The organism is uncultured Allobosea sp., from assembly GCF_945956895.1.
Classification (GTDB): domain Bacteria; phylum Pseudomonadota; class Alphaproteobacteria; order Rhizobiales; family Beijerinckiaceae; genus Allobosea.
Genome location: NZ_CAMFJF010000023.1, coordinates 14,760 through 39,866 on the forward strand (window position 1 = coordinate 14,760; position 25,107 = coordinate 39,866).

23 protein-coding genes are annotated in these 25,107 nt (G+C 66.7%); 15 read left to right on the top strand and 8 right to left on the bottom strand.

The genetic code is table 11. From position 1 onward, the window contains the following. The first annotated feature begins 181 nt into the window (after nt 1-181). Nucleotides 182-1,696, top strand: a complete 1,515-nt coding sequence (locus Q0Q02_RS14045) for an ABC-F family ATP-binding cassette domain-containing protein (protein WP_293810362.1) — start codon at nt 182-184, stop codon at nt 1,694-1,696. A gap of 8 nt (nt 1,697-1,704) precedes the next feature. Here Q0Q02_RS14045 and Q0Q02_RS14050 read toward each other — a convergent pair whose 3' ends face one another. Together Q0Q02_RS14050 and Q0Q02_RS14055 are read right to left on the bottom strand one after the other, a co-directional pair. After that, nucleotides 1,705-2,901, bottom strand: a complete 1,197-nt coding sequence (locus Q0Q02_RS14050) for an SGNH family hydrolase (protein ID WP_293810363.1) — start codon at nt 2,899-2,901, stop codon at nt 1,705-1,707. Nucleotides 2,902-2,957: 56 nt separating this feature from the next. After that, nucleotides 2,958-4,190, bottom strand: coding sequence for a lytic murein transglycosylase (locus tag Q0Q02_RS14055; protein WP_293810364.1), 1,233 nt, complete (start codon nt 4,188-4,190; stop codon nt 2,958-2,960). Between the two features lie 337 nt (nt 4,191-4,527). Here Q0Q02_RS14055 and rnk point away from each other — a divergent pair, with 337 nt between their 5' ends. Beyond that, nucleotides 4,528-4,938 carry a nucleoside diphosphate kinase regulator gene (gene rnk / locus Q0Q02_RS14060; protein WP_293810365.1) on the top strand — a complete coding sequence of 137 codons (411 nt, stop codon included), beginning with the start codon at nt 4,528-4,530 and terminating at the stop codon, nt 4,936-4,938. Between the two features lie 163 nt (nt 4,939-5,101). Here the strand turns inward: rnk and galE are convergent, their stop codons facing one another. Beyond that, nucleotides 5,102-6,094 (bottom strand): UDP-glucose 4-epimerase GalE, encoded by a 993-nt coding sequence (gene galE / locus Q0Q02_RS14065; protein WP_293810366.1) that lies wholly within the window; start codon nt 6,092-6,094, stop codon nt 5,102-5,104. 169 nt (nt 6,095-6,263) lie between these two features. Here galE and Q0Q02_RS14070 point away from each other — a divergent pair, with 169 nt between their 5' ends. From Q0Q02_RS14070 to grxD, 7 genes are all read left to right on the top strand, one after another. Continuing rightward, entirely contained in the window at nt 6,264-7,142 is an 879-nt protein-coding gene (locus Q0Q02_RS14070) for a UTP--glucose-1-phosphate uridylyltransferase (protein WP_293810367.1), read from the top strand. A gap of 103 nt (nt 7,143-7,245) precedes the next feature. Continuing rightward, nucleotides 7,246-8,133 carry a methyltransferase domain-containing protein gene (locus Q0Q02_RS14075; protein ID WP_293810368.1) on the top strand — a complete coding sequence of 296 codons (888 nt, stop codon included), beginning with the start codon at nt 7,246-7,248 and terminating at the stop codon, nt 8,131-8,133. Further along, nucleotides 8,130-8,567, top strand: coding sequence for a thioesterase family protein (locus Q0Q02_RS14080; protein ID WP_293810369.1), 438 nt, complete (start codon nt 8,130-8,132; stop codon nt 8,565-8,567). Before Q0Q02_RS14075 ends, Q0Q02_RS14080 begins: the two co-directional genes overlap by 4 nt. Before the next feature lie 94 nt (nt 8,568-8,661). After that, nucleotides 8,662-10,872 carry a phosphoribosylformylglycinamidine synthase subunit PurL gene (gene purL, locus Q0Q02_RS14085; protein ID WP_293810370.1) on the top strand — a complete coding sequence of 737 codons (2,211 nt, stop codon included), beginning with the start codon at nt 8,662-8,664 and terminating at the stop codon, nt 10,870-10,872. Between the two features lie 118 nt (nt 10,873-10,990). Next, nucleotides 10,991-11,227, top strand: a complete 237-nt coding sequence (locus Q0Q02_RS14090) for a BolA family transcriptional regulator (RefSeq protein WP_293810371.1) — start codon at nt 10,991-10,993, stop codon at nt 11,225-11,227. Between the two features lie 20 nt (nt 11,228-11,247). After that, nucleotides 11,248-11,499 (top strand): hypothetical protein, encoded by a 252-nt coding sequence (locus tag Q0Q02_RS14095; RefSeq protein ID WP_293810372.1) that lies wholly within the window; start codon nt 11,248-11,250, stop codon nt 11,497-11,499. Nucleotides 11,500-11,515: 16 nt separating this feature from the next. Continuing rightward, nucleotides 11,516-11,851: a Grx4 family monothiol glutaredoxin gene (grxD, locus tag Q0Q02_RS14100; RefSeq protein ID WP_293810373.1), complete on the top strand. Its 336-nt coding sequence runs from the start codon at nt 11,516-11,518 to the stop codon at nt 11,849-11,851. A gap of 45 nt (nt 11,852-11,896) precedes the next feature. Here grxD and Q0Q02_RS14105 read toward each other — a convergent pair whose 3' ends face one another. The 3 genes from Q0Q02_RS14105 to Q0Q02_RS14115 form a co-directional block, all read right to left on the bottom strand. Continuing rightward, a complete protein-coding gene (locus Q0Q02_RS14105; RefSeq protein WP_293810374.1) occupies nt 11,897-12,145 on the bottom strand; it encodes a DUF1272 domain-containing protein in 249 nt (82 codons plus the stop codon). Between the two features lie 231 nt (nt 12,146-12,376). Beyond that, nucleotides 12,377-14,107 (bottom strand): carbamoyltransferase C-terminal domain-containing protein, encoded by a 1,731-nt coding sequence (locus tag Q0Q02_RS14110; RefSeq protein ID WP_293810375.1) that lies wholly within the window; start codon nt 14,105-14,107, stop codon nt 12,377-12,379. A 157-nt stretch (nt 14,108-14,264) separates the two neighbouring features. Further along, the gene (locus tag Q0Q02_RS14115) at nt 14,265-14,891 is read right to left on the bottom strand and encodes a TlpA disulfide reductase family protein (protein ID WP_293810376.1); all 627 of its coding nucleotides are present in this window, start codon (nt 14,889-14,891) and stop codon (nt 14,265-14,267) included. A 30-nt stretch (nt 14,892-14,921) separates the two neighbouring features. On the opposite strand from Q0Q02_RS14115, the gene argH reads away from it, so the two are divergent. From argH to Q0Q02_RS14135, 4 genes are all read left to right on the top strand, one after another. Further along, nucleotides 14,922-16,307: an argininosuccinate lyase gene (gene argH / locus Q0Q02_RS14120; RefSeq protein WP_293810377.1), complete on the top strand. Its 1,386-nt coding sequence runs from the start codon at nt 14,922-14,924 to the stop codon at nt 16,305-16,307. Between the two features lie 187 nt (nt 16,308-16,494). Then, the gene (locus Q0Q02_RS14125) at nt 16,495-16,758 is read left to right on the top strand and encodes a lipoprotein (RefSeq protein ID WP_293810378.1); all 264 of its coding nucleotides are present in this window, start codon (nt 16,495-16,497) and stop codon (nt 16,756-16,758) included. Nucleotides 16,759-16,916: 158 nt separating this feature from the next. Continuing rightward, complete coding sequence (gene lysA, locus Q0Q02_RS14130; RefSeq protein ID WP_293810379.1) at nt 16,917-18,206, top strand: diaminopimelate decarboxylase; 1,290 nt, start codon at nt 16,917-16,919, stop codon at nt 18,204-18,206. 406 nt (nt 18,207-18,612) lie between these two features. Beyond that, a complete protein-coding gene (locus tag Q0Q02_RS14135) occupies nt 18,613-21,324 on the top strand; it encodes a TIGR02302 family protein (RefSeq protein ID WP_293810380.1) in 2,712 nt (903 codons plus the stop codon). 282 nt (nt 21,325-21,606) lie between these two features. On the opposite strand, the gene Q0Q02_RS14140 is transcribed toward Q0Q02_RS14135, so the two are convergent. Beyond that, nucleotides 21,607-22,464 (bottom strand): EamA family transporter, encoded by an 858-nt coding sequence (locus tag Q0Q02_RS14140; RefSeq protein ID WP_293810381.1) that lies wholly within the window; start codon nt 22,462-22,464, stop codon nt 21,607-21,609. A 244-nt stretch (nt 22,465-22,708) separates the two neighbouring features. On the opposite strand from Q0Q02_RS14140, the gene Q0Q02_RS14145 reads away from it, so the two are divergent. Both Q0Q02_RS14145 and Q0Q02_RS14150 read left to right on the top strand, forming a co-directional pair. Continuing rightward, nucleotides 22,709-23,911, top strand: coding sequence for an MFS transporter (locus Q0Q02_RS14145; RefSeq protein WP_293810382.1), 1,203 nt, complete (start codon nt 22,709-22,711; stop codon nt 23,909-23,911). 100 nt (nt 23,912-24,011) lie between these two features. Continuing rightward, nucleotides 24,012-24,260, top strand: a complete 249-nt coding sequence (locus Q0Q02_RS14150) for a hypothetical protein (protein ID WP_293810383.1) — start codon at nt 24,012-24,014, stop codon at nt 24,258-24,260. 65 nt (nt 24,261-24,325) lie between these two features. Here Q0Q02_RS14150 and phbB read toward each other — a convergent pair whose 3' ends face one another. Then, nucleotides 24,326-25,051 carry an acetoacetyl-CoA reductase gene (phbB, locus tag Q0Q02_RS14155; protein WP_293810384.1) on the bottom strand — a complete coding sequence of 242 codons (726 nt, stop codon included), beginning with the start codon at nt 25,049-25,051 and terminating at the stop codon, nt 24,326-24,328. Between the last annotated feature and the right edge of the window lie 56 nt (nt 25,052-25,107).

A 25,107-nucleotide genomic window follows, 5' to 3' on the forward strand; every position in this document is an offset into this window, starting at 1 on the left:
GCGTCATGGAATCAAGCCAGAAGGGGAAGCAGGCACCGCGCCGCCGCTTCCATTGCCGTACCCGCGGACCTGTCTGCGCCCCGCGCTTCACTTCGCGGGGCTGACCGGGAACGCATCGCCGTCTCATCGTCAGCCTTCTTCGGCGTGCTCTTGCGCGCAAGCCTGACTTCATGAGATTCCGATGTCCCTCATCACCCTGAAAGACCTTTCGCTCGCGCGCAGCGCGCCGCTCTTCGCCGGCCTCGGCCTCGCCATCGCCAAGGGCGACCGCCTCGGCCTCGTCGCCGCCAACGGACGTGGCAAATCCTCGCTCCTGCGCATCTTGGCCGGCAGCGAGGAGGCGAGCGGCGGAACGCTGACCCGCTCGCACGGCCTTGTCACCACCTTCGCGCCGCAGGACCCGCCCGAGCGCCTGTTGCCGATGAGCCTCTACGATGCCGTGCTGGACGCGCTCGATCCCGAGGCGGCAGAGACCGAGAGCTGGCGCGTCGACGTGCTGCTCGACGATCTCATGGTTGAGGAAAGCCTGCGCAGCCGGCCTGTCGGCAGCCTGTCCGGCGGTTGGCAGCGCACGATGCTGCTGGCGCGCGCGGCCGTGATCGAGCCCGATCTGCTGCTGCTGGACGAGCCGACCAACCATCTTGACCTCGAACGGATCGGCCTGCTGGAGCGTTTCCTCGCCAGCCTGCCACGCGACTGCGCCGTGGTCGTGGCGAGCCATGACCGCGCTTTCCTCGACGATGTCAGCACGCGCACCCTATTCCTGCGCCCGGTGGAGAGCGCCGATTTCGCCTTGCCCTATGCGCGCGCCTTGCAGGCGCTGGAGGAGCGCGACGCGGCGCGGGACCGGCAATTCGAGAACGAGATGCGCAAGGTTCGGGCGCTTCGCCAGCAGGCGGCGAAGCTGAAGAATATCGGCATCAATTCCGGCTCGGACCTGCTGGTGGTCAAGACCAAGCAATTGTCCGAGCGCGCCGACAAGCTGGAGGAGCGGGCCAAGCCCGGATACAAGGAGCGCTCGGCCGGCACGATCCGGCTCGCCAGCAGCGGCATCCATGCCAGGGCGCTGGTCGCGATCAAGGAAACGGCGGTGGCTACGCCGGACGGGCGCCTGCTGTTCCGCACCGGGCCGCTCTGGATCGAGAAGGGCGACCGGATCGCGCTGCTCGGTGCCAATGGCAGCGGCAAGACGCGCTTCGTCGCGCGGCTACGGATGGCGCTTGATGGTTCCGACTCGGATGTCCGCGGCGCGGCGACCCTGAAGGCCGGCTATTCCGACCAGGGTCTTTCGCAGCTCGATGCCTGGCGCACGCCCTGGGACGCGGTGAAGCGCTCCAGCGATCTTGGCGACCAGACGGCGCGCACGGTGCTTGCTGGCGCAGGGATCGCGAGCGAGGCGCAGGCCGCGCCGATCGCGCGTCTCTCGGGCGGGCAGCGCGCGCGGCTGGCGATGCTGCTGCTGCGCCTGATCGAGCCGAATTTCTACCTGCTGGACGAGCCGACGAACCATCTCGATATCGAGGGGCAGGACATGCTGGAAAGCGAGCTGATCAAGCAGGAAACGGCCTGCCTGCTGGTCAGCCATGACCGCGCCTTCGTGCGAGCGGTCGCGACGCGGATCTGGGTGATCACCGGCAAGAAGCTGGTCGAGGCCGACGACCCCGATCCGGTCTTCGATCGGCTGATGGCGGGTTGATCGGGCGTTCAGCGCGGCCAGCGGTAATCGTCGAGCCGGCCCGCGACCGGGTCCGGCGCGATGCCCTGGCCGAAGACGCGTTCGAGCTGGAGGGCGGCATCGCCGCGCCCGCGCGCTTCGGTGACCGAGGCGAGCAATGGCTGCTCGGAGAGCGCGGCCTGACCGGTGAGGGGCTGGATCGGCCCGGCCAATGGCCGGGCCTGCAAGGCGGCGGGCAGGCCCATCGTGGGGACGCCCGCGACCATCTGGTCGATCAGGCGCTCGACGCCGCCAGGCTGGAGCTCCGGCGCGCTGGGGGCGCCGGTCTCGGGCGAGACGGGGAGCGCGATGACGCTGTTCTGCGGGGCGGCCTCGATCATGCGGCGGATGACGAGATCGACGAAATGGGCGGCCTTGCGGGCGCCGGCAACCGTGAAATGGATGCCGTCACCGAGGCGCAGGCGCATCGGCTGGCCGGAGACGTCGGGGCCGGTCGCCGCATAGCGGTTCTCGGCATCGACGAAGCCGCCCCAGAGATCGACATATTGCCCGCCCGCCTTCTCGACCCGCTGGCGGTAGAGGTCGTTGAGGGTGACGAGGTCGGCCGAGAGCCGTCCGTTCTGCATCGGCGGCGCGCCGACCCAGATCAGCGGCACGCGCTTGCCGGCGAAGGCGTTGGCGATGGCGTCGACACGGTCGCGATAGAGCTCGAGCCAGCGCGGGCTCAAGGGCTCGTGGACGGCTTCGCCCTCGCGGATCGGCTGGCGATCGTTGAGGCCGAGCAGGATGACGCCGATGCTGATCTTCTGGTCGCTGGCGAGGAGCTCGGAAACCGCTTTCGGCCAGTCGTAGAAGTCGGTCCGGACAAGGCCGGAATCGGGCTTTGCCCGGTGGACCACCTCGACATCCGGGCGGTCGTTGAGGGCGTCGTCGAGCCCGTTCGCCAGGAGATTGGCGAGGGAATCGCCCATCACCACGATGTGGCTGCTGACATCGACCTTGGGGATGACCGGATCGTCGCGGACGACGACGGGCGCCTCGCGGCGGCGGACGACGGGGGCGACGCGCTGGCGCGGCTGCGGCGCCGCGGTGCGCGGCTGCGCGGGCAATTGCCAGAACATCTGGAACAGGCTGCGCTGCTGTTGCTGGGCGAGGGAAACCGGCCCGCCCGTCAGGAGGAGCAGGCAGGCGGCAGCCAGAACCATGGCGAGCGAGCGCAGGCGCATAGGCCGATCCGGTGGTTCCCCTTCGCTCTGTATTATAGGCCGGGGTCGGCCCGAAGTCAGCGCTTGCCGCGCAGCTTGGAGAGCAGGGCTGGGGTCGGGTAGCCGTCGGCGATTTCGCCGGCGCTGATCTGGTAGCGGCGGACCGCCTCGCGCGTGCCGGTGCCGATGCGGCCATCGGCGTCGTGGTTGTAGAGGCCGAGCGCCTTCAGGCGGTTCTGGAGGTCGCGGGTCGCGGCCATGTCGAGGCGCGGGGCCTTGGTTGGCCAGCTCGCCTGGATGGCGGCGCGCCCGGCGATGCGGTCGCCGAGATGGCCGACGGCCATCGCATAGGCATCCGAGGAATTGTACTTCTTGATGACGTCGAAATTGGCGGTCAGCAGCATCACCGGGCCGGTATGGCCGGCCGGGTAGAACAGGCGGCCTTCGCCGGAGGAGGGCAGGCGCCCGCCATCGGCGCGCCGGACGCCGGCCGAGACGAAGCTGACGAAGCTCGCCTTGTCCAGGCGGTGGTCGAATCCCTGGGGCAGGGTGACCTCCATGCCCCAGGGCAGGCCCGGGACCCAGCCATAGCCCTTGAGGTAATTGGCGGTGGAGGCGATGGCGTCGCTCGACGAGGTCCAGATGTCGGCATGGCCGTTACCGGTCCAGTCGACCGCGTATTTCATGTAGCTCGACGGCATGAACTGGGTATGGCCCATGGCGCCGGCCCAGGAGCCCTTCAGCTCGCTGCGCTCGACATAGCCCTTCTCGATCAGCTCGAGCGCGGTCAGGAGCTCGTCGCGGAAGAAGTCGCCGCGATAGCGGATAGAGGCCAGCGTCGCCAGCGAGCGGATGACGTCCTTGTTGCCCTTGAACGAGCCGTAATTGGTCTCCATGCCCCAGACGCCGAGGACGACCTCCTTGGGCACGCCATAGCGCGCCTCGACCTGGGCGAGCACGGAGGCGTTCTCGGCTGCGGCCTCGCGCCCGCGCTGGATGCGCGCGCCGCCGACGGCGTTCTCCAGATAGTTCCAGATCGGGGCGCTGAATTCGGCCTGCTTCTTGGTGAGCGCGACGATGGACGGGTCCGGCGTCACCCCGCGGAAGGCGAGGTCGAAGGTCGCGCGCGAGATGCCGCGCGCTTGGGCCTGCGGCCAGAGCCGCTGCAGGAAGATGTCGAAAGAGGCGCTGGCCGAGGTCGCCTGCGCATTGCGGGCATGGGCGCCGGAGACGTTGATCGAGCCGGTCGTCTGGGCCAGCGCCGGCGCCAGGCTGATCAGGGCCGCAGCTGCGATGACGGACAGGCGCATGGACACTCCCGGAGCATGTTGGATGGAAACACCTTCACAGCGCCCTAACAAGATTAATCAGCGGTTAATTCTTGCCTGAAACGCTGCGGTATTCGTGATTTGACAAGCATCGGCGATTGTCCGATTCTTGAGGGATGAATAGCGCGTCCCCCTTCCGCCGCGGTCTGCACCGCTCGGGCAACCTCATCGCGGGCTTCTAGCCCCGGGCCTGTCGCGCGTCGCGCCTCCGGTTCGGGGGGCGCTTCCTCTCACCAATTTCCCTGCGAGTTCGACCTTTGGATGCCGCGCGGTTTTGTCCGCCGGCGGGCGCTCGCGTTTTCGATGAAAGACTATACCGATGACCGCCAAGCGTCCCGCCATCACCGTCACGGCCGCGGATCATGCCATGCTGAGCCGTATCGCGGCCGGCGCGGCCAACACGATGCCCGAGCTTGCCGCAGAGCTGACCCATGAGCTCGACCGTGCCCGCATCCTGCCCGGAAACCGGGTCTCGCACGACCATGCCCGCATCGGCAGCCAGATCGTCTATCGAGACGAGAGCACCAAGCGGGAGACCACGGTCACCCTGGTCTGGCCGCAGGATGCCGATATCGAGAAGAATCGCGTTTCGGTGATGACGCCGATCGGCGTTGCGCTGATCGGCATGGCAGCCGAGCGCTCGATCGACTGGACGACACGCTCCGGCGAGGTGAAGCGCCTGACCGTGCTCGAAGTGCGCGAGCCGGTGGAGGAGGGGGCGGCGCCCTGAGGGCAGATTCTGCTGATCTTCTCGGAACCACGCCGTCATCCCGGGCTTGACCCGGGATCCATGCCGGGGCGCTTCCGATCAAAGTTCAGGCATGGATCCCGGCTCTTCGCTCCGGCCGGGATGATCCGCGCTTTCATGGAAACGTGGTGGACTCTCGGATCGGTCAGGCCGAGGCGTTCTTCGTCCTGAGCTTCTCCTCCCAGGCGAGTGCCTGGCCGACGATCTCCTCGAGATCGTCATGCTCGGGTTGCCAGCCCAGCTCGGCGCGGATGCGGTCGGCCCGGGCGATCAGCGAGGCTGGATCGCCGGCACGGCGCTCCGCCAGCGCCACCGGGAAATCGACGCCGGAGACCTTCTTCACGACCTCGACGACCTCCTTCACCGAATAGCCGCGGCCATAGCCGCAGTTCAGCGTCAGGCTCTCGCCGCCGCTGCGCAGATGGTCGAGCGCGGCGAGATGCGCGCGGGCGAGATCGGTGACGTGGATATAGTCGCGCACGCAGGTGCCGTCCGGCGTCGCATAATCGGTGCCGAAGACGGTCAAGCCGTCGCGCTGGCCGAGCGCGGCCTGGCTCGCGACCTTGATGAGATGGGTGGCGTTAGGCGAGGACTGGCCGGAGCGCAGCTTCGGATCGGCGCCGGCGACGTTGAAATAGCGCAGCGCAACATACGAGAAGCCATGCGCCTTCGCCGCGTCCTGCAGCATCCACTCGCTCATCAGCTTGGAGCGGCCATAGGGGTTGATCGGGTTGAGCGCGATCTCCTCCGGCACCGGGGAGACCTGCGGCTCGCCATAGACGGCGGCGGTGGAGGAGAAGATGACGTGCTTCACGCCCATGCGCGCGGCGCTCTCGATCAGTGCGCGCGTCTTCACGGTATTGTTGAAATAATAGCCCAGAGGATCCGTCACGGATTCCGGAACCACGATCCTGGCGGCGAAATGCGCGATCTCGGTGATCTCGTATTCGCCGATCAGGCCCTCGACCAGTTCCTGGTTTCCGATATCGCCCTGGACGAAGATCGCCTCGGGCGGCACCGCCCACCAGAACCCCGTGGAGAGATTGTCGAGCACCACGACCTTCTCGCCGCGATCGAGCAATTCCAGCACCATATGGCTGCCGATGTAGCCGGCGCCGCCGGAAACCAATACCGCCATCGTCTCTCTCGCCTCATCTTTGTCAGGAACCGGACTTATCGAAAAACCGTTGACGGCTTCTCAAGGCCTGTCAGCTAATACCGCCTGATGGCCCGCAACCATGACAGTTGTACGGCCGTTCCCATCATCGCCTGGCTTCGGCAAGGCTATTGCGCCCAATGGATTTTTCATGACGAAACGCATCCGCAAGGCCGTTCTTCCCGTCGCTGGTCTTGGCACCCGCTTCCTGCCCGCCACCAAGGCGATCCCGAAGGAGATGCTCACCATCGTCGACCGTCCGGTCGTGCAGCATGTCGTGGACGAGGCGCGCGCCGCCGGCATCGAGCACTTCATCTTCGTCACTGGCCGCAACAAGGCAGTGATCGAGGATCATTTCGACATGGCCTACGAGCTCGACGATACGCTGGCCAAGCGCAACAAGGTGAAGGAGCTGGAGGCGCTGAAGCATGACCTGCCGGCCGCAGGCGCGACCAGCTTCACCCGCCAGCAGGCGCCGCTCGGCCTCGGCCACGCGGTCTGGTGCGCGCGCGAACTGGTGGGTGAGGAGCCCTTCGCGCTGCTGCTGCCGGACATGCTGCACTACAGCGCCGGCAAGGGCTGCCTCGCCGAAATGATCGAGGCCTATGACCAGCACGGCGGCAACCACATCGCCGTCGCCCCCGTGCCTGACGACCAGACCCATCAATACGGCATCGTCGGCGTCCAGGACGCCAAGGCCAAGGTCTCGAAGATCACCGGCATGGTCGAGAAGCCGGCGAAGGGCACGGCGCCGTCGAACCTCCACATCTCCGGCCGCTATATCCTGCAGCCGACGATCTTCAACCTGCTCGCCAACCAGGAGAAGGGTGCCGGCGGCGAAATCCAGCTGACCGATTCGATGATCGCCCTGTCGCATCTGGAGCCGTTCTACGCGGTGCGCTTCGACGGCGACATCTACGATGCCGGCTCGAAGATCGGCTTCCTCGCGGCGAATGTCGCCTATGCACTCGACCGCAGCGATCTTGGCCCGCAGCTGCGCGCCGAGATCGAGAAGCTGCTCGACCGCTGAATGGTGCGCGGCCCGTTCAACTCAGCCCTCGTCCTGAGGAGCCATTCCGAATAGGAATGGCTCCTTCAAGGGTGAGGGCTTGCGTCTTGCTGGCGGTGCAAAGTTGAGTGACCAGAGCCTCGTCTTCGACCGTGCACTCGGCCGTTCGCGGCTGAGACGCGCGCTTGCGCAGGATTACCCGGATTTCCTGCTCCAGCGTGCGGCGGGTGATCTGGAGGAGCGACTCGGGGCCGTGCTGCGGGAGTTCGCGGTCGCGGCCGATCTCGGGACGGCGCTGCCGGTCGTCGCGCCCATCCTCGCGGGGCGGGCCGGGCGGCTTCTGCGGATGGCGGAGGCGGAAGGAAAGCCTGCCGATCTCGTCGGTGACCTCGAAAGCCTGCCCTTTGCCGCCGGCTCGCTCGATCTCGCCGTCTCGCTGCTGGCGCTGCATGGGGTCAACGACCTACCCGGCGCGCTCATCCAGATCAAACGGGCGCTCAAGCCCGACGGCCTGTTCATGGGCTGCCTTCTCGGCGGGCGGACCTTGCAGGAACTCAGGCAGGCGCTGCTCGAAGCCGAAAGCGAGACGACGGGCGGAGTCAGCCCGCGTGTCGCGCCTTTCGCCGACCTGCGCGATCTCGGCGGGCTCCTGCAACGCGCCGGCTTCGCCTTGCCCGTCATCGACAGCGAGATCGTGACAGTGCGCTATCGCGATGCCTTCGGGCTGTTCCGCGACCTGCGCGCCATGGGCTGGGCGAATGCGCTCGTCGCCCGGCGCAAGACGCCGCTCCGGCGCGAGACCTTGCTGCGAGCGGCTGCGCTCTATGCCGAACGCTTCGCCGATCCGGACGGGCGCCTGCCGGCGACCTTCGAATTCGTCTGGGTTTCCGGCTGGGCCCCGCACGAGAGCCAGCAGAAGCCGCTGAAGCCCGGTTCGGCCAAGGCTCGTCTGGCGGACGCGCTCGGTGTGCCGGAGATCAAGGCGGGCGAGAAGCCGGGAGGCGAGGGATGAGCGAGCGCCAACCCCGCCTGACCCGCGCCGATTTCCACGTCTTCCGCGCCATCCCGACACGCTGGCACGACAATGACGCCTACGGGCACGTCAACAATGTCGTCTATTACGGCTGGTTCGACACGGCGGTGAATGCCTGGCTGATCGAGAACGGCTTCCTGGACCTTGCCGGCAGCGAGATCGTCGGGCTCGTGGTCGAGACGGCTTGCACCTATTTCGAGAGCGTCGCCTTCCCCGAGGCGGTGGACGTCGGGATCGCGGTCGAGCGGCTCGGCAACAGCTCGGTCACCTATCGTATCGGCATTTTCCGGCAAGGCGGAACTCAAGCGGCTGCGCAAGGGCGCTTCACCCATGTCTATGTCGAGCGCGCGAGCCAGAAGCCTGTGCCGATTCCGGCGACGCTCAGGGCCGCGCTCGTCGCTATCCAGGGCTGAAAGCGCGCTCCGCGCCTGGAATGTTGTCTCGCGAGCCTAGGCAGGCTATGCCCCTGCCAACCCTTATCGCCGGACCGCCAGGAAGCCTGAGCCCGTGATTCCGAACGACATCAAGATCACCCCGCAGCTCGTCGCCGAGCATGGCCTGAAGCCTGACGAGTACCAGCGCTTCCTGCATCTGATCGGCCGCGAGCCGACGATCACGGAGCTCGGCATCGTCTCGGCGATGTGGAACGAGCACTGCTCCTACAAGTCGTCGAAGATCCATCTGAAGACGCTGCCGACCAAGGCGCCCTGGGTGATCCAGGGCCCGGGCGAGAATGCCGGCGTCATCGATATCGGCGAGGGCACCGCCATCGTCTTCAAGATGGAGAGCCACAACCACCCCTCCTTCATCGAGCCCTATCAGGGCGCGACGACGGGCGTCGGCGGCATCCTGCGCGACGTCTTCACCATGGGCGCGCGCCCGATTGCGGTGCTCGATGCGCTGCGCTTCGGCTCGCCGGATCATCCGAAGACCCGCCACCTCGTCTCCGGCGTCGTCGCCGGCATCGGCGGCTACGGCAATTCCTTCGGCGTGCCGAACGTTGGCGGCGCCACCGGCTTCCATAGCCGCTATGACGGCAACATCCTCGTCAACGCCATGGCGGTGGGCATCGCCCAGGCCGACGAGATCTTCTACGCCAAGGCCTCTGGCGTCGGTAAGGCGATCGTTTATCTGGGATCCAAGACGGGCCGCGACGGCATCCACGGCGCGACCATGGCCTCGGCCGAATTCGACGACAAGTCGGAGGAGAAGCGTCCGACCGTGCAGGTCGGCGATCCCTTCGCCGAGAAGCTGCTGCTCGAAGCCTGCCTCGAGATCATGGCCGCCGGCCATGTCGATGCGATCCAGGACATGGGCGCCGCCGGCCTGACCTGCTCGGCCGTCGAGATGGGCGCCAAGGGCGATCTCGGCGTCGAGCTCGACCTCGACAAGGTGCCCTGCCGCGAGGAGGGCATGAGCGCCTATGAGATGATGCTGTCGGAGAGTCAGGAGCGCATGCTCATGGTGATCAAGCCCGGCCACGAGGACGCCGCCGAGGCGATCTTCAAGAAATGGGGCCTGGACTTCGCCGTCATCGGCCACACCACCGACACGCTGCGCTTCGTCGTGAAGCACCAGGGCGAGGTCATGGCCGACCTGCCGATCAAGGAGCTCGGCGACGAGGCTCCGGAATATGACCGGCCGTGGATCGAGACCGCGCCGCAGCAGCGCATCGCGGCCGAGAGCGTGACGCCGCCTTGCGGCAATGCCGAGGCGCTGAAGAAGCTGATAGGCTCGCCGGACCTCTCCTCCAAGCGCTGGATCTGGGAGCAGTACGACACGCTGATCCTCGGCAATTCGGCGGTGACGCCGGGCGGTGATGCGGGTGTGATCCGCATCGAGGATGGGCCGCGAGGCCTTGCCATGACCGCCGACGTGACGCCGCGCTATTGCGAGGCCGATCCCTTCGAGGGCGGCAAGCAGGCGGTGGCGGAAGCCTGGCGCAACCTGACCGCGACCGGCGCGACGCCGCTGGCTATCACCGACAACCTGAACTTCGGCAATCCCGAGAAGCCGGAAGTGATGGGCCAGCTCGTCGGCTGCGTCCGTGGCATCGGCGAGGCCTGCAAGGCGCTCGACTTCCCGGTCGTTTCCGGCAACGTCTCGCTCTACAACGAGACCAACGGCATCTCGATCCTGCCGACCCCGACCATCGGCGGCGTCGGCGTCATGGCCGATGTCACCAGGCACGCGACCGTCGCCTTCAAGGCCGAGGGCGAGGCGATCATCCTGATTGGCGAGACCGCCGGCTGGCTCGGCCAGAGCGCCTATCTCGCGACCGTTTGCGGCCGCGAGGAGGGCGCCCCGCCGCCGGTCGATCTCGCGATCGAGCGCCGCAACGGCGATTTCGTGCGCGGGCTGATCGCGGGCGGCAAGGTTACGACCTGCCACGACCTGTCGGATGGCGGCCTGGCGGTTGCGCTTGCCGAGATGGCGATGGCCAAGGGCATCGGCGCGACCGTCGAGACGCTGCCGGCCGGCCCTGCCCATGCCGCGCTCTTCGGCGAGGATCAGGCGCGCTATGTCCTGGCGGTGCCGGCGGCCGAGGCCGATGCCGTGATCGCTGCCGCCAAGGCGGCCGGCGTGCCGACGCTGGTGATCGGCCGCACGGGCGGCGCCTCGCTTACCCTGCCGGGCGAGTCCGCTCTGGCGATCGCCGATCTCCGCAAGATCCATGAAGACTGGCTGCCGTCCTACATGGCCGGCAAGGCGGCCTGATCGTCATTGCGAGCGTAGCGAAGCAATCCAATCTCGTAGAGTTCTACGTTCCCCTGGATTGCTTCGTCGCTTCGCTCCTCGCAATGACGGGGGGCGGTCCGAAATGAGGAGTTAGACCATGGCGATGGATGCCCACGAGATCGAGCGCATGATCAAGGCGGCGCTGCCGGATGCCGCGATCGAGATCAAGGATCTGGCCGGCGACGGCGACCACTATGCAGCGACCGTCACCTCGGCCGCCTTCAAGGGCAAGACCCGGGTGCAGCAGCACCAGATGGTCTATGCCGCGCTCCAGGGGAATATGGGCGGCGTGCTGCACGCCCTTGCGCTGACGACCAAGGCGCCCGATATTTGATCTGAAACGGAGCGGGTCCCTTGGCCGACGAGACGAGCCAGAACGTTGCCAGCCATACGCTCGTCCTGCTCAGGACGATGGATCGCAAGCTCGACCACGTCATCGAGACGCTGTCGCGCCATGATGTCAGGCTGGGGCGGCTGGAACGGGATGTTGCCGAGGTGAAAAGCGATCTCGTTCTGCTTGAGAACCGCCTTCTGACCCAAACCAATGAAATCCTACGCATCGTGTACCGCCTCGACGAGCAGGAAGCTCTGGCGGGCCAAAGCTGATTTTCGGAGAGAGACGATGTCCGACGTCAATGCCCGCATCGAAGCGGAAGTGAAGAACAACGACGTGGTGCTGTTCATGAAGGGGACGCCGCAATTCCCGATGTGCGGTTTCTCCGGCCAGGTCGCGCAGATCCTCGGCTATATCGGCGTGCCCTATAAGGGCGTGAACGTGCTCGAGGACCAGGAAATCCGCGAGGGCATCAAGGCCTATTCGAACTGGCCGACGATCCCGCAGCTCTACGTCAAGGGCGAGTTCATCGGCGGCTGCGACATCACCCGCGAGATGTTCCAGGCCGGCGAATTACAGCAGCTCTTCGAAGAGAAGGGCATCGCGGTGAAGCAGGCGAGCTAAAGGCTCGCCGGTTTCCCGATCAGCTTTCTGATTCGACCGCTTTCCTCAAGCCGCTGCGCATTGCGGGTGCGGCTTGAGGACGCGTTCGGTCGAGGCCGGGTATTTCTCCAGCATCCGCTCCGGCCTGATCGGCCGGCGCACGAGATCGCCGCCGCAATTCGGGCAGGTGCCGGCGAAGCGCGTCTCGACGCAGTCCGCGCAGAAGGTGCATTCGAAAGTGCAGATCAGGGCGTCGCGCGATTGCGGCGGCAGGTCGCGGTCGCAGCATTCGCAGTTCGGGCGCAATTGCAGCATGGCGTCGTCTCCTTCCGATGGGCCGGAAGAATGACCACAAACCGGACTGAGACCAGCGATTTCGCGTGATCCGACCGATCAACGCGGCGGATCGGTTGGAGTAGGGGCGTCATTCTCGGGCGAAGCGAAGCGCAGACCCGAGAATCTCATGACCATAAGGCACTGGTTTCCGAGATGCTCGGGGCGAGCCCGAGCATGACGGCGTGTCTTAGGAGGATTGGCAGGGAGCCTTCACTTCACCAGCAGCCAGTCGTCGATCACCAGCGCGTCGAGCCCGCTCGTATAGAACATCAGGATCGCGTCCTCCGCCGTGTGCAGGATCGGCTTGCCCATGATGTTGAAGGAGGTGTTGAGGATCACCGGCACGCCCGTGAGCTCATGGAAGGCCGAGATCAGCGCGTGGTAGCGCGGGTTGCGCTCGGCGGTGACGCTCTGGAGCCGGCCGGTCGCGTCCTCATGGACCACGGCCGGGACGCGGTCGCGCACGGCTTCCTTCCAGACCAGGGTGCGCTCCATATAGGGCGCGTCCTGATAGTTCTCGAACCAGTCGGCAGCATGCTCGGCCAGGATCGAGGGCGCGAAGGGGCGAAAGGCCTCACGGTATTTCACCTTGGCGTTGAGGATGTCCTTGGCGTCGGCCGGGCGCGGATCGGCGATGATCGAGCGGTTGCCGAGCGCGCGCGGCCCGAACTCGGCGCGGCCCTGCACCCAGCCGATCAGCTTGCCCTCGGTCAGGAGTTTCGCCGTCACAGGCGCGATCTCGTCGGGGGAGAGCTTGCGCAGGCGCTTTTCCCAGAGCTGCATGCGCTCAAGGGGCTCGGTCGAGACGGTCGAGCCGAGATAGGGCGAAAGCGGCCCCTTCGGCGCGCGCCAGTCCGGATTGGCCTCGGCGTGGGCGAGCCAGGCGGCGCCGATCGCGTTGCCGTCATCGGCCGGCGCCGAGGGGACGAACACGGTCTCGAAGCCATGGCGGCCGGCAATCTTGCCGTTGAAGGAGGAGTTCAGCGCACAGCCGCCAGCCATGACGAGATTCTCGCTCGGCACGAGCGCAGCGGCCTCAGCCAGCAGCGCTTCCATCATCTCGGCGAAGACGTCCTGCCCGCAGCGGGCGAGATCGGCCCAGCCCTGGTCGAGCGCCTCAGTCGGGCGCTTCGCCAGGATCTCGGCGGCGACCGCCTGCACCACATCGGCCTTGGCGAAGGAGAGCTTGTGGCCCTCGATCGTGTAGAGCTTGCGCAACAGCGCCATCAGCTCGGGATCGGTCTTGCCGTAGGGCGCGAGCCCCATGATCTTCCATTCCTCGCCCTTGGCCTGGTCGAAGCCGGCGAGGTCGGTGACGAGCCCGAAATAGAAGCCGATCGATTCCCGGCCGCGATGGCGCTTCACCTCGCGGAGCTTGCCGTTCTCCAGCGCGAAGATGGCGGAGGCCCCGGTTTCGCCCATGCCGTCGACGACGAGGCAGGCGGCATTGTCGACGGGCGAGGACCAGCAGGCATAGGCCGCGTGGCTGAGATGGTGGCCGTAGCGCTTGAGGCCGGTGACATTGGCCTTGCCATAGGCGCGGTCGAGCCCGAGCAGAACGCCCATGCCGGCGCGCTGCTGGCCGAGATGGAGCGAAGCGATCAGGGCGCGCTCGGTGCGCTCCGGCACCAGCGAGCGGTTGAGCTCGGGCGAGAGCTTGAGCAGCGCGTCGAGCGTGAAGGAGCCGGCGCGGGCCATCTGGTCGAGGAAGCCGGTGAAATCCTCGCCCCAGCTCGTGGCGATGCGGACTTCGGCGTCTTTCGGGATGTAGCGCTTCAGCAGCCCTTCCATGCGCGGCGCCGAATCAGGCTCGCAATTCGGCGCGCGCTTGTATTGCAGGTAGCGCTCGGTCGCCTCGGCGAAGAGCACCTCGCCATCGGGCCCGATGATCGCGATGGCGGGATCGTGGAAAGTGGTCGCGAGACCGATCGTGTAGCTCATGCCAGGCAGGATATGGCTCAGTGCGCGGATCGAGGCAATCCGGCCCCGTCATTGCGAGGAGCGAAGCGACGAAGCAATCCAGGGGGACTGGGCGAAAGGGGCCCAACCCAGTCCCCCTGGATTGCTTCGCTGCGCTCGCAATGACGTGGAGGCGATCTCAGCGGCCGATGGCAGCTTTCATCAGAGCCTTCGAATCGGCGCTCGCCCAATCGGCGGGCCCCTGGATGATGCCGAGTTCGCAGCCGGACTTGTCGACGATGATGCTGACCGGCATGCCCTCGACCTTGTGGGCGGCGCGCAGCGCCTGGAAGGTCGCGGCTTGCGGATCGCTATAGAAGGGCAGGGTGGTGACCTTGTTTTCGGCGAGCCAGGCTTTCGGCTTGTCGAGATTGCGCGTGTCGATATTGATCGCGACGACCGCGAAATCCGGTCCGCCCATCTCCTTCTGGAGCGCGTCGAGCGCCGGCATTTCCTTCAGGCAGGGCGCACACCAGGTCGCCCAGAGATTGACCAGCAGCGTCTTGCCCTTGAGTGCGGCCAGCGTCATCGGCTGGCCGTTAGGCCCGGTGAAGGCGAGCGCGGGTGCCGGTTCAGGACGAGCGCGCAGTTCGACGGCTGCGACTTCGCCCTTGACCAGCGGCTTCATGCGCTCGGCTGTCGCGCGCGCCGCGCTGCATGATCCGTTGCCGGCATCGCCCCGGACGGAGTAGAAGGCCGCCATGCCAGCGAGGCCGAGCGCCGCCACGACCCCGAGGGCCAGTCCGATCTTTTTTCCAGACGTCATTATGCGTCCTCAAAAGCAGGAAAGACCGTCGTGAGCAATCGCATGTGGGGTGGGCGTTTCGCCACAGGTCCCGACGCCATCATGGAGGAGATCAATGCCTCCATCGATTTCGACAAGAAGCTCTGGCGTCAGGATATCCGCGGCTCGCTGGCACATGCGGCCATGCTGGCCGAGACCGGCATCCTGACCAAGGAGGACGTCGCGACCATCACCGCCGGCCTGAAGAAGGTCGAGGGCGAGATCGAGAGCGGCGCCTTCACGTTTTCGCGTGCGCTCGAAGACGTCCACATGAACGTCGAATCGAATCTCAAGGACAAGATCGGCCTCGCCGCCGGTCGCCTGCACACCGCCCGCTCGCGCAACGACCAGGTCGCGACCGACATGCGGCTGTGGGTGCGCGACACGCTCGACGAGATCGACGGCCAGATGGCTGATCTCCAGCAGGCACTGGCCGAGAAGGCCGAAGCTTACGCCGGCGCGGTGATGCCGGGCTTCACCCATCTGCAATCGGCGCAGCCGGTCACCTTCGGCCATCACCTGCTCGCCTATGTCGAGATGCTCGGCCGTGACCGCAGCCGCATCCGCGACGCACGCGCCCGCCTCAACGAATGCCCGCTCGGCGCCGCCGCGCTCGCCGGCACCTCCTTCCCGATCGACCGGCACATGACGGCGAAGGCGCTCGGCTTCGACCGGCCGACGGCGAACTCGCTCGATTCGGTCTCGGATCGCGACTTCGTGCTGGAGACGCTCTCGGCGGCCTCGATCTGCGCGATGCATCTCTCGCGCTTCGCCGAGGAGATCGTGCTGTGGTCGACGCCGCAATTCGGTTTCGTGCGGCTGTCGGACGCCTTCTCGACGGGCTCGTCGATCATGCCGCAGAAGCGCAATCCCGATGCGGCCGAGCTGGTGCGCGGCAAGGCGGGGCGCGTCTTCGGCGCGCTGCAGGGCCTGCTGACGATGATGAAGGGCCTGCCCCTGACCTATTCGAAGGACATGCAGGAGGACAAGGAAGGCACGTTCGACGCGTTGCAGACGCTGTCGCTCTGCCTCGCCGCCACCGCCGGCATGGTCCGCGACATGCAGCCCGACCTTAAAGTAATGAAGAAGGCCGCCGGCCTCGGCTACGCCACCGCGACCGACCTCGCCGACTGGCTGGTGCGGGTCCTCAAGATGCCGTTCCGCGACGCGCATCACGTCACCGGCCGCCTCGTCGGTATCGCCTCGGAGAAGAAGGTCGGGCTGGAGAAGCTCTCGCTTGCCGAGATGCAGGCCGTCGAACCTCAGATCACCGAGGCCGTCTTCGCCGTGCTCGGCGTCGACCAGTCGGTGAAGAGCCGCGTCAGCTATGGCGGCACGGCTCCGGCCAATGTCCGCAAGCAGGCCAGGCGTTGGCTGAAGCAGCTCGCGAAGGGTTGAAGCGCGCTGGAACCTCCATGTCATCCCGGGCTTGACCCGGGATCCATCGAAGGGCGTTGCGCTCTATGATGGATCCCGGATCTCCGCTTCGCTGCGTCCGGGATGACGGCTCCCCGTCACAAGCGCTCGCGCTCCGCCGCATCCTCCGCTAAGGTCCCGCCACGTTTCGCCCCGAGGGTTCGTTTTCGTGCTTGATTCCCGCCTGAAACTCGGCCGCACCTTGCTGGTCGTCGGCCTCCTGGCCGTTGCGCTCGGCGCCTGCGGGCGCAAGGGGCCGCTGGAGCCGCCGCCGAATGTGACCGGCGCCACCGACCTGCCGGACGACCAGATCGGGGCGAAGGAGAACGATCCTTCTTCCCTGGGTTCGAGCTCGGTGCTGGCGAAGCCGGTCAAGACGAACAGGGCGATCACCGTGCCGGACAAGCCCTTCCTCCTCGATCCGCTGATGTGATTTCAGTTTCCCCGCGGTCATCCCGGGCGACCGAAGTGAGACCCGGGATCCATGCCTGAGCGCTATCGCCGAAGGTTCCGGCATGGATCCCGGCTCTGCGCTTCGCTCCGACCGGGATGACGGCGTGAATTTCAGCAAGCCTTTCCAGGGTTAATCCCATGCATCATTTCGCCTATCGCGACGGCTCGCTCCATGCCGAGGGCGTCGATCTCCAGCGCATCGCGGCCGAGGTCGGCACGCCGGTCTATGTCTATTCGAGCGCGACGATCGAGCGGCACTACAAGCTGTTCGCGGCGGCGATGAAGAAGACCGCGCCCGCGGGCAAGGCCCATGTCTTCTACGCCATGAAGGCGAACGGCAACCTCGGCGTGCTCAAGACGCTGGGCGCGCTCGGCGCCGGCGTCGATACCGTCTCGGAAGGCGAGGTGCGCAAGGCGCTCGCCGCCGGCATCCCGCCCGGGAAGATCGTGTTCTCGGGCGTCGGCAAGAGCGAGCAGGAGCTGCGCTTCGCGGTCGAGGCCGGCATCTATCAGGTCAATATCGAGAGCGAGAGCGAGCTCGACCTGCTCTCGAAGGTCGCCGCTTCGCTCGGCAAGCGGCAGGAAGCGGTGTTCCGGGTCAATCCCGATATCGGCGCCGGCGGCCATGCCAAGATCACGACCGGCTCCTCCGAGAACAAGTTCGGCGTCTCCTTCGAGGAGGTCGGCCGGCTTTATTCCCGTGCGTCCAATATGCCGGGCGTGCGGATCATGGGGCTCGCCGTCCATATCGGCAGCCAGATTCGCGAGATCGACGCCTTCGAGGCCGCCTATACCAAGATGGTGGCGCTGGTCGGCGACCTGAAGGGCGAGGGCCATCGCGTCGACCGGCTCGATCTCGGCGGCGGCCTCGGCATTCCCTACGACATCCCGAAGACCTTCGACTACGGGCCGGGCCTGATCGAAGCCTATGCCGAGATGGTCGCCAAGGTGACGAAGGGGCTCGATGTCGAGCTCGGCTTCGAACCCGGCCGCCTGATCGTCGGCAATGCCGGCATCCTGCTGACGCGGGTGCTGCATCTCAATCCCCGCCCGACCAAGCAGTTCCTCGTCGTCGACGCGGCGATGAACGATCTCGTCCGACCGGCGATGTACGAGGCCTATCACGAGATCTGGCCGGTGGCGGAACCCGTGATCGGCGGGCCGGAAGTGGCTTACGACGTGGTCGGGCCGATCTGCGAATCGGGCGATACCTTCACGACGGGGCGCAAGCTGCCGCAGCTGCGCCAGAACGACCTCGTCGCCTTCATGACGGCCGGCGCCTACGGCGCCTCGATGTCCTCGACCTATAACCAGCGCCTGCTGGTCGCCGAGGTCATGGTCAAGGGCGACCAGTATGCCGTGACGCGGCCGCGCCAGAGCTATGAGGAGCTCATCGGCACGGACCGGCTGCCGGGCTGGTTCGCCTAAGCGCAGGAACCTCGGGGAACCCCTCTCCTGCATCGAAGTCGGCTGTTGCCGACTTCGACACTTTAAGTGCTGATCTCGGGTAAACCCGAGATCAGTGAGAGGGGCAGGGGTGAGGTGTAGGCCGTTTGACCAGTAGGGCACGACCTCACCGCAGCGGCGGTTAGGTCTTGGCCCCAATATCCAACGGCCTACCCCTCACCCTGCCCTCTCCCTTCGGGAGAGGGGTCCCCGCGCTGTCGGAGTCTTTTTCGGGATGTGAATCGGCCAGGCACGTTGGAATGCCCCGTTCACGAAACGTCGAGCGCGGTGCAAAGCCCGTCTTCGGACTGGCAATGCCACATTCCCGTGCTAGCCTGACCGGGTCAGGCGAGTTCAGACGGAAATGGGGGCTGCCCGGAGCGATGGCATGAGCGAGGTAGAGCGCCGCAAGGCGCCCGACACGATCGACGGCATCCGGCAGCGGCTGAGCCGTCTCGCACTGGCTTCGCGCGCCTCGCTTGGCTGGGAGCGGCTCTGGCCACGGCTGTGGCTGCCGCTCGGCGTCGTTCTCGCCTTCCTCGCCGTGTCCTGGTTCGGACTGTGGACCCATCTTCCCTGGTACGGGCGGATGGTCGGCGTGCTCGCCTTTGCGGGAGCCTTTGCCGCCAGTCTCTGGCATGTCGCCCGCCTCGTGCTGCCGACGCATCGCGACGCGCTGACGCGGCTCGACCGTTCCTTTGCCGAGGGGCATCGCCCGGCCTCCGCGCTGGAGGACAGCCTGGCGATCGGCTCGGCCGACCCGGTTTCGCAGGCGCTGTGGAAGCTGCATGTCGAGCGCCAGAGCCGGCAGGTTGCGGCGCTGCGCGTCCAGCCGCCGCAGCCGCGCATGGCAAGCCACGACAGGCTGGCGCTGCGCGCCGTGCCGCTGCTCGCCGCCGTCACCGGCTTCTTCGTCGCCGGCCCCGAGGTCACGCAGCGCCTTTCCGCCGCCTTCGACTGGAAGGGCCCCTCCGCCATAGCCGCCTCGACCCGGATCGACGCCTGGATCGATCCGCCCGCCTATACGCGCCTGCCGCCGATTCTGATCGATTTCGCCAAGCTGGCGAGCCCCAATCTCAGCGCGCCCGAAAAATCCGTCATCGTCGTGCGCATCGCCGGCAAGACGAACATGGACGTCGCCACCACCGGCCGACTCGACCTGATCAAGCCGGAGGCGAAGGAGGGCGAGGGCAAGGACGACCAGGCCAAGCCGCCGGTCGGGGGGCAGCAAGCCGTTCTGGAGAAGCGCTTCACGCTTGCCGGCAACGGCACGCTGAAGCTCACCGGCAGCGGCGCACCGGGCGCGACGCTTTCGATCACCGCCATTGCCGATCAGCCGCCGACCATCGCCTTCACCGATCCGCCGAAGCCGGTCACCGGCGCGCAGTCGGGCGGCCTCGCCATCACCTACAAGGCCAAGGACGATTACGGCATCGCCTCGATCGAGGTGAATGTCTCGCGTCCTGACGCTGGGAAAGGCGGGCGCTCGCTGGTCGAGCCGCCGAAGCAGAATCTCGCCGTGCCGTCCTCCGCCTCGGGCGAGGAGGAGAACAAGAGCACGGTCGATTTCTCGGCCCATCCCTGGGCCGGCGCCAAGGTCAAGATGGTGCTGATCGCCAAGGACGAGGCCGGACAGGAAGGCCGCAGCGAGCCGCTCGAGGTCGTGCTGCCGCAGCGCACCTTCACCAAGCCGCTGGCCAAGGCGCTGGTCGAGCAGCGCCGCAAGCTCGTCATGGATGTCGAGGACCGCTCCAAGGTCCAGCTCGCCATGGACGCGCTGATGATCGAGCCCAACCTGTTCATGCAGGAGACCGGCGTCTATCTCGGCATGCGCATGCTGACCGAGCGCCTGCGCCGGGCCGCCGGCGACGACGCGCTGCGCGAGGTTTCCGAGCTGATGTGGGCGATGGCCCTCCAGCTCGAGGACGGCGACATGTCCGATGCCGAGCGGGCGCTGCGGCAGGCGCAGGAGAACCTGCAGCAGGCGCTGGAGCGTGGCGCGTCCGAGGAGGAGATCAAGAAGCTCACCGACGAGATGCGCCGGGCCATGGACAATTTCATGCGCCAGCTCGCCGAGCAGATGATGCGCCAGCAACAGCAGAACGGCGACCGCGATCAGGCCCGCCTGCCCGAGAATTTCCGGACCGTGACGCCGCGCGACCTGCAGAACATGCTCGACCGTATCGAGGAACTTTCGAAGCGCGGCGACATGGCTGAGGCGCAGCGCCTGATGGAAGAGCTCAACCGGATGCTCAACAACCTCCAGATGGCGCGTCCGGGCCAACAGGACCCGCGCCAGCGCGAGATGAACCAGGCGCTCGGCGATCTCGACCGGATGACGCGCGACCAGCAGAACCTGCGCGACGAGACCTATCAGAACGAGCAGCGTCGCCAGCAGGGACAGGGCCAGACCCAGCGCGGCCAGCGCCCCGGCCAGCAGCAGGCGCGGCCCGGCCAGCGCCAGCAGGGCCAGCAAGGGCAGCGCGGGCAACAGGGTCAACGCGGCCAGCAGCCGGGGCAGCAGCCCGGCGAGCAGGGCGAGGACGGCGAAGGCGGCGAGGGCATGCAGGGCCAGAGCGGCCAGGGGCAGGGCTTGTCGCAGCGCCAGCAGGCCCTGCGCGAGCGCCTGCAGGATCTGCAGCGCCGGATGCGCGGCATGGGCGCGCCGCAGAACGGCGAACTCGACGAGGCCGAAGACGCGATGCGCGAGGCGGAAAGCCAGCTCGGCCAGGGCCAGGGCGAGGGCGCCCTCGACGCGCAGGGCCGTGCGCTCGAAGCCCTGCGCAAGGGCGGCCAGAACCTCGCCCAGCAGATGCAGGGCCAGCCCGGCGAGGGCGAAGGCGACGGGCAGGCCTATGGCGAGCCGGACGGACGGCAGCAGGGCCGGCCTTCGGCGCAGCAGCGCGGCAGCGAGGACCCGCTCGGCCGGCCGCAGCGTCAGCGCGACTGGGCCGACGGCCGGGTCAAGGTGCCCGGCGCCGACGAGAGCGCGACCCAGCGGGCGCGGCGCATTCTCGAGGAGCTGCGCAAGCGGCTCGGCGATCCCTTAAGGCCGGCGGAAGAGCTGGATTATCTGGAGCGGCTGCTGCGGCGGAATTGAGCGGGGTCAAGGCCGTCATGCTCGGGCTTGACCCGAGCATCTTGTGACCAGCGCGTGCCGGAGCTTTCTCTTGCAAGAGATTCTTGGGTCTTCGCTCCGCTCCGCCCGAGAATGACGAGCTCGTTTCTGGAAGCTCGAGGGGTTTTCATGCAAGCACGCCGTCATTCCGGACAAGCCGCGAAGCGGCGCTGATCCGGAATCCATTGAAGGGCTTAGGCGCTCTACGATGGATTCGGGGTCAAGCCCGGGATGACGCGGGATTCCACGTTAAATCGGTAGACTCTAGACCTTCCGTCCGCCCCCGCTCGCCACCAGAGCCCCGACGACAATGAGCGCGCAGGAGGCCGCGAGCAGCCAGCTTGCCGGGGCATAGCCGAACAGCACGAGGATCAGCGTCGAGAGCACCGGCGCGGCATAGGAGGCGACGCCGAGCAGGGCGACGTCGCCCTGCTTCATGCCGATATCCCAGACCACGAAGGCGAGCCCGATCGAGCCGAGGCCGAGACCGAGCACGCCACCCCATTCGACAGATGTCAGCGACCAGAGCGTGGTCTCGAAGTCGAAATGGCAGGCGAGCGCCGGGATTGCGCAGCCCAGCATCGTCACGCAGAGACTTTCGGAGGGCACGTTGGCGAAGCGGCGCGAGGCCACCGAATAGCTCGCCCAGACGAAGGCGCCGAGCGCTGCCAGGACATGACCGAGCGCCAGCCCGCTGCCGCTTCCAAGGCCGCCGGAGACCAGAAGGGCGGTCGCCACCAATCCGATCAGCGCGCCGACAAGGTGGCGGGGCTTGAGCCCGCCGCCCGGCAGCAGCGCGGCGAAAAGCACGATCAGGAGCGGCCAGAGGTAATGGATCAGGTTCGCTTCGGCAGCCGGAGCCGTCTTCACCGCGGCATAATAGAGCGCGGTGTCGCCGAACGGCCCGTAGAGCCCGAGCGCGAAGGAGGCCGGCGTTGGCCGGATGCGCGAGAGCTGTCGGCGCAAAGCCGTGATCGCGAGGATCAGCAGGCCACCGATGACGAAGGTCATGGCGACGAGCTGGAAGGGCGGGACGCGGCCCGACATCGCCGTGAACAGCGCAAGCGTCGACCAGAGCAGGATGGCGCAGAAGCCGATGAGGGTCGCGGTGCGGGTGGTCATGGGAGGCCGGGAATGGAGATCGCGCGGCGATAGCAGGTTTCGCCGGGCTTGCCGATGGGGAGGGGCAGACGCGTTTCAGTCAACTCGGGCAGCGCGGGATCCCCTCTCCTGTAAGGAGAGGGGATCCCGCGCCTTTTGCGACCTTCGGCGGCGGCATGCTGCGCTGCAACTCAGCCTTGCAGCCATGGGCGCCATGCTCCCGGCCCCGTTGACCGCTCGCGCAAGGCGGCTCATTGCCTGCTTTATGACCACGATCCCGCTGCAATCCGCCGCGCGCCGCCCGCTGATGCCGGTTCTGGCGGCGCTCAGCGTCGCGCATCTGTTGAACGATCTCGTCCAGTCGATGATCCCGGCGCTCTATCCGCTGTTCAAGGAGAATTATCAGCTCGATTTCGTGCAGATCGGCCTGATCACGCTCGCCTTCCAGGTGACGTCGTCGCTGCTGCAGCCGATCCTCGGCTTCGTCACCGACCGCAAGCCCTGGCCCTATGCGATGGTCGCCGGCATGTGCTCGACGCTGGCGGGCCTGCTGATGCTCTCCTTCGCCCATAGCTATGCGGTCGTCTTGCTCGCGGCGGGGCTGATCGGGCTCGGCTCGGCGGTGTTCCACCCGGAAGCGACGCGGATGGCGCGCCATGCCGCGGCAGGCCGGCAGGGGCTGGCGCAGGGCGTGTTCCAGGTCGGCGGCCATATCGGTTATTCCGTCGGCCCGCTGCTGGCGGCGGCGGTGGTGATGCCGCGCGGCCAGACGAGCCTGTCCTGGTTCTCCGGTGTGGTGCTGGTGGCGATGCTGGTGATGGGCTGGCTCGGTTCGCGCTATTCGGCGATGCGGCGCGAGCAGAAGTCGTCATCGAGCCATGCGGAAGAAACGGCGAGCCATGGCCTGCCGCATGGCCGCGTGCTGCTGGCGATGGCCGTGCTGGTCATGCTGCTGATCTCGAAGAACGGCTACACGGCGGCCTTCACCTCCTATTACACCTTCTACCTGATCGAGCGCTTCGGCATCCAGATCCAGCTCTCGCAGATCATGTTGTTCCTCTATCTCGTCGTCGGCGCCATCGGCGTGATCGTCGGCGGCATGATCGGCGACCGGATCGGCCGCGACCGGGTGATCTGGCTGTCGATCCTGGGCTCGCTGCCCTTCGCGCTGATGCTGCCTCATGCCGACCTGTTCTGGACCGGCGTGCTCAGCATCGTCGTCTCCTTCATCATGTCGAGCGCCTTCTCGGCGATCCTGATCTACGCGATCGACCTCGTGCCGCATCGGGTCGGACTCGTCGGCGGGCTGTTCTACGGCCTGTCCTTCGGGCTCGGCGGCGTCGCGGCGGCCGGCATCGGCCTGCTCGCCGACAAGATCGGCATCATCGAGGTGTTCAAGATCTGCGCCTGGCTGCCGGCCTTCGGCCTGCTGACCTTCCTGCTGCCGAAGAGCGGGCGTCAGAGCTGAGTGGGAGGCGCTGGCCTTCTCTAATGCCAGCTAGCCAGATTGGCTTGAACATACAGAGAACATAGTATATGCTTTGTTCTCTTCCGTGGGGATAGCGATCATGGCGAACAACACGAAGCAGACGTCATCAGATGTGGCAGCTCAGGCTGCTGCTACTCTCAGCGATCCGAACTCGTCGGCCATCGCTCGAAGCTTGGCTGGTTCCGCGCTTTCGCAGTCGGGGACTGGTCGGCAGACCGGCGCCGAAATGGAAGATAAGGCTTCGCGGGTGCTCACGAGCACAAAATACAGCGAAGACACGAAGGCGCTTGCCGGGTCTGTTTTGTCTCAAGCGAACAAGAAGCGGTAGCCTCGCAAGCTGAGATAGGCTGCCTCCACTTGGAAGGGCGGAGGCAGCTTATTGATGTTGTGCCCTCAGGCCATGTACTGGCCGCCATTGGCGGAGAGGGTCGAGCCGGTGATGAAGCCGGCATCGTCGCTGGCGAGGAACACGACCGCGCGCGCGATCTCCTCGGGCTCGCCGAGGCGGCCGACCGGGATATGCGGCAGGATCGACTTCTCGATCACGGCCGGATCGATCGCCTTGACCATCTCGGTCGCGATATAGCCGGGGCAGATCGCGTTGACCGTGATGCCGGCGCGGGCGCCTTCCTGGGCCAGCGCCTTGACGAAGCCGATATCGCCGGCCTTGGCGGCTGAATAGTTGACCTGGCCCATCTGGCCCTTCTGGCCGTTGATCGAGGAGATGCAGATGACGCGACCGAACTTGCGCGCGCGCATGCCTTCCCAGACCGGGCGGGTCATGTTGAAGAGCGAGTTCAGGTTGGTGTTGATCACCGCGTCCCACTGCTCCTTGGTCATCTTGTGGAACATGCCGTCGCGGGTGATGCCGGCATTGTTGACGAGCACGTCGACCGGCCCGAGATCGGCCTCGACCTTGGCGATGCCGGCGACGCAGGAATCATAGTTCGAGACGTCCCATTTATAGGTCTTGATGCCGGTTTCGGCCGTGAACCTGGCAGCAGCCTCGTCATTGCCGGCATAGCTCGCGGCGACATTGTAGCCGGCCGCCTTCAGACCCTTCGAGATCGCCTCGCCGATACCGCGCGAGCCCCCTGTAACCAATGCCACCTTCGCCATAGGCCAGTCTCCCTTCCAGTGATCGGTCCAGATCGTCTTGCGTTCTTACAGATGCG

Coding starts and splice junctions, on each gene's coding strand:
- Q0Q02_RS14045 (WP_293810362.1), top strand. CDS start 182: ATGTCCCTCATCACCCTGAAAGACCTTTCGCTCGCGCGCAGCGCGCCG.
- Q0Q02_RS14050 (WP_293810363.1), bottom strand. CDS start 2,901: ATGCGCCTGCGCTCGCTCGCCATGGTTCTGGCTGCCGCCTGCCTGCTC.
- Q0Q02_RS14055 (WP_293810364.1), bottom strand. CDS start 4,190: ATGCGCCTGTCCGTCATCGCAGCTGCGGCCCTGATCAGCCTGGCGCCG.
- rnk (WP_293810365.1), top strand. CDS start 4,528: ATGACCGCCAAGCGTCCCGCCATCACCGTCACGGCCGCGGATCATGCC.
- galE (WP_293810366.1), bottom strand. CDS start 6,094: ATGGCGGTATTGGTTTCCGGCGGCGCCGGCTACATCGGCAGCCATATG.
- Q0Q02_RS14070 (WP_293810367.1), top strand. CDS start 6,264: ATGACGAAACGCATCCGCAAGGCCGTTCTTCCCGTCGCTGGTCTTGGC.
- Q0Q02_RS14080 (WP_293810369.1), top strand. CDS start 8,130: ATGAGCGAGCGCCAACCCCGCCTGACCCGCGCCGATTTCCACGTCTTC.
- Q0Q02_RS14090 (WP_293810371.1), top strand. CDS start 10,991: ATGGCGATGGATGCCCACGAGATCGAGCGCATGATCAAGGCGGCGCTG.
- grxD (WP_293810373.1), top strand. CDS start 11,516: ATGTCCGACGTCAATGCCCGCATCGAAGCGGAAGTGAAGAACAACGAC.
- Q0Q02_RS14105 (WP_293810374.1), bottom strand. CDS start 12,145: ATGCTGCAATTGCGCCCGAACTGCGAATGCTGCGACCGCGACCTGCCG.
- Q0Q02_RS14110 (WP_293810375.1), bottom strand. CDS start 14,107: ATGAGCTACACGATCGGTCTCGCGACCACTTTCCACGATCCCGCCATC.
- Q0Q02_RS14115 (WP_293810376.1), bottom strand. CDS start 14,891: ATGACGTCTGGAAAAAAGATCGGACTGGCCCTCGGGGTCGTGGCGGCG.
- lysA (WP_293810379.1), top strand. CDS start 16,917: ATGCATCATTTCGCCTATCGCGACGGCTCGCTCCATGCCGAGGGCGTC.
- Q0Q02_RS14135 (WP_293810380.1), top strand. CDS start 18,613: ATGAGCGAGGTAGAGCGCCGCAAGGCGCCCGACACGATCGACGGCATC.
- Q0Q02_RS14140 (WP_293810381.1), bottom strand. CDS start 22,464: ATGACCACCCGCACCGCGACCCTCATCGGCTTCTGCGCCATCCTGCTC.
- Q0Q02_RS14145 (WP_293810382.1), top strand. CDS start 22,709: ATGACCACGATCCCGCTGCAATCCGCCGCGCGCCGCCCGCTGATGCCG.
- Q0Q02_RS14150 (WP_293810383.1), top strand. CDS start 24,012: ATGGCGAACAACACGAAGCAGACGTCATCAGATGTGGCAGCTCAGGCT.
- phbB (WP_293810384.1), bottom strand. CDS start 25,051: ATGGCGAAGGTGGCATTGGTTACAGGGGGCTCGCGCGGTATCGGCGAG.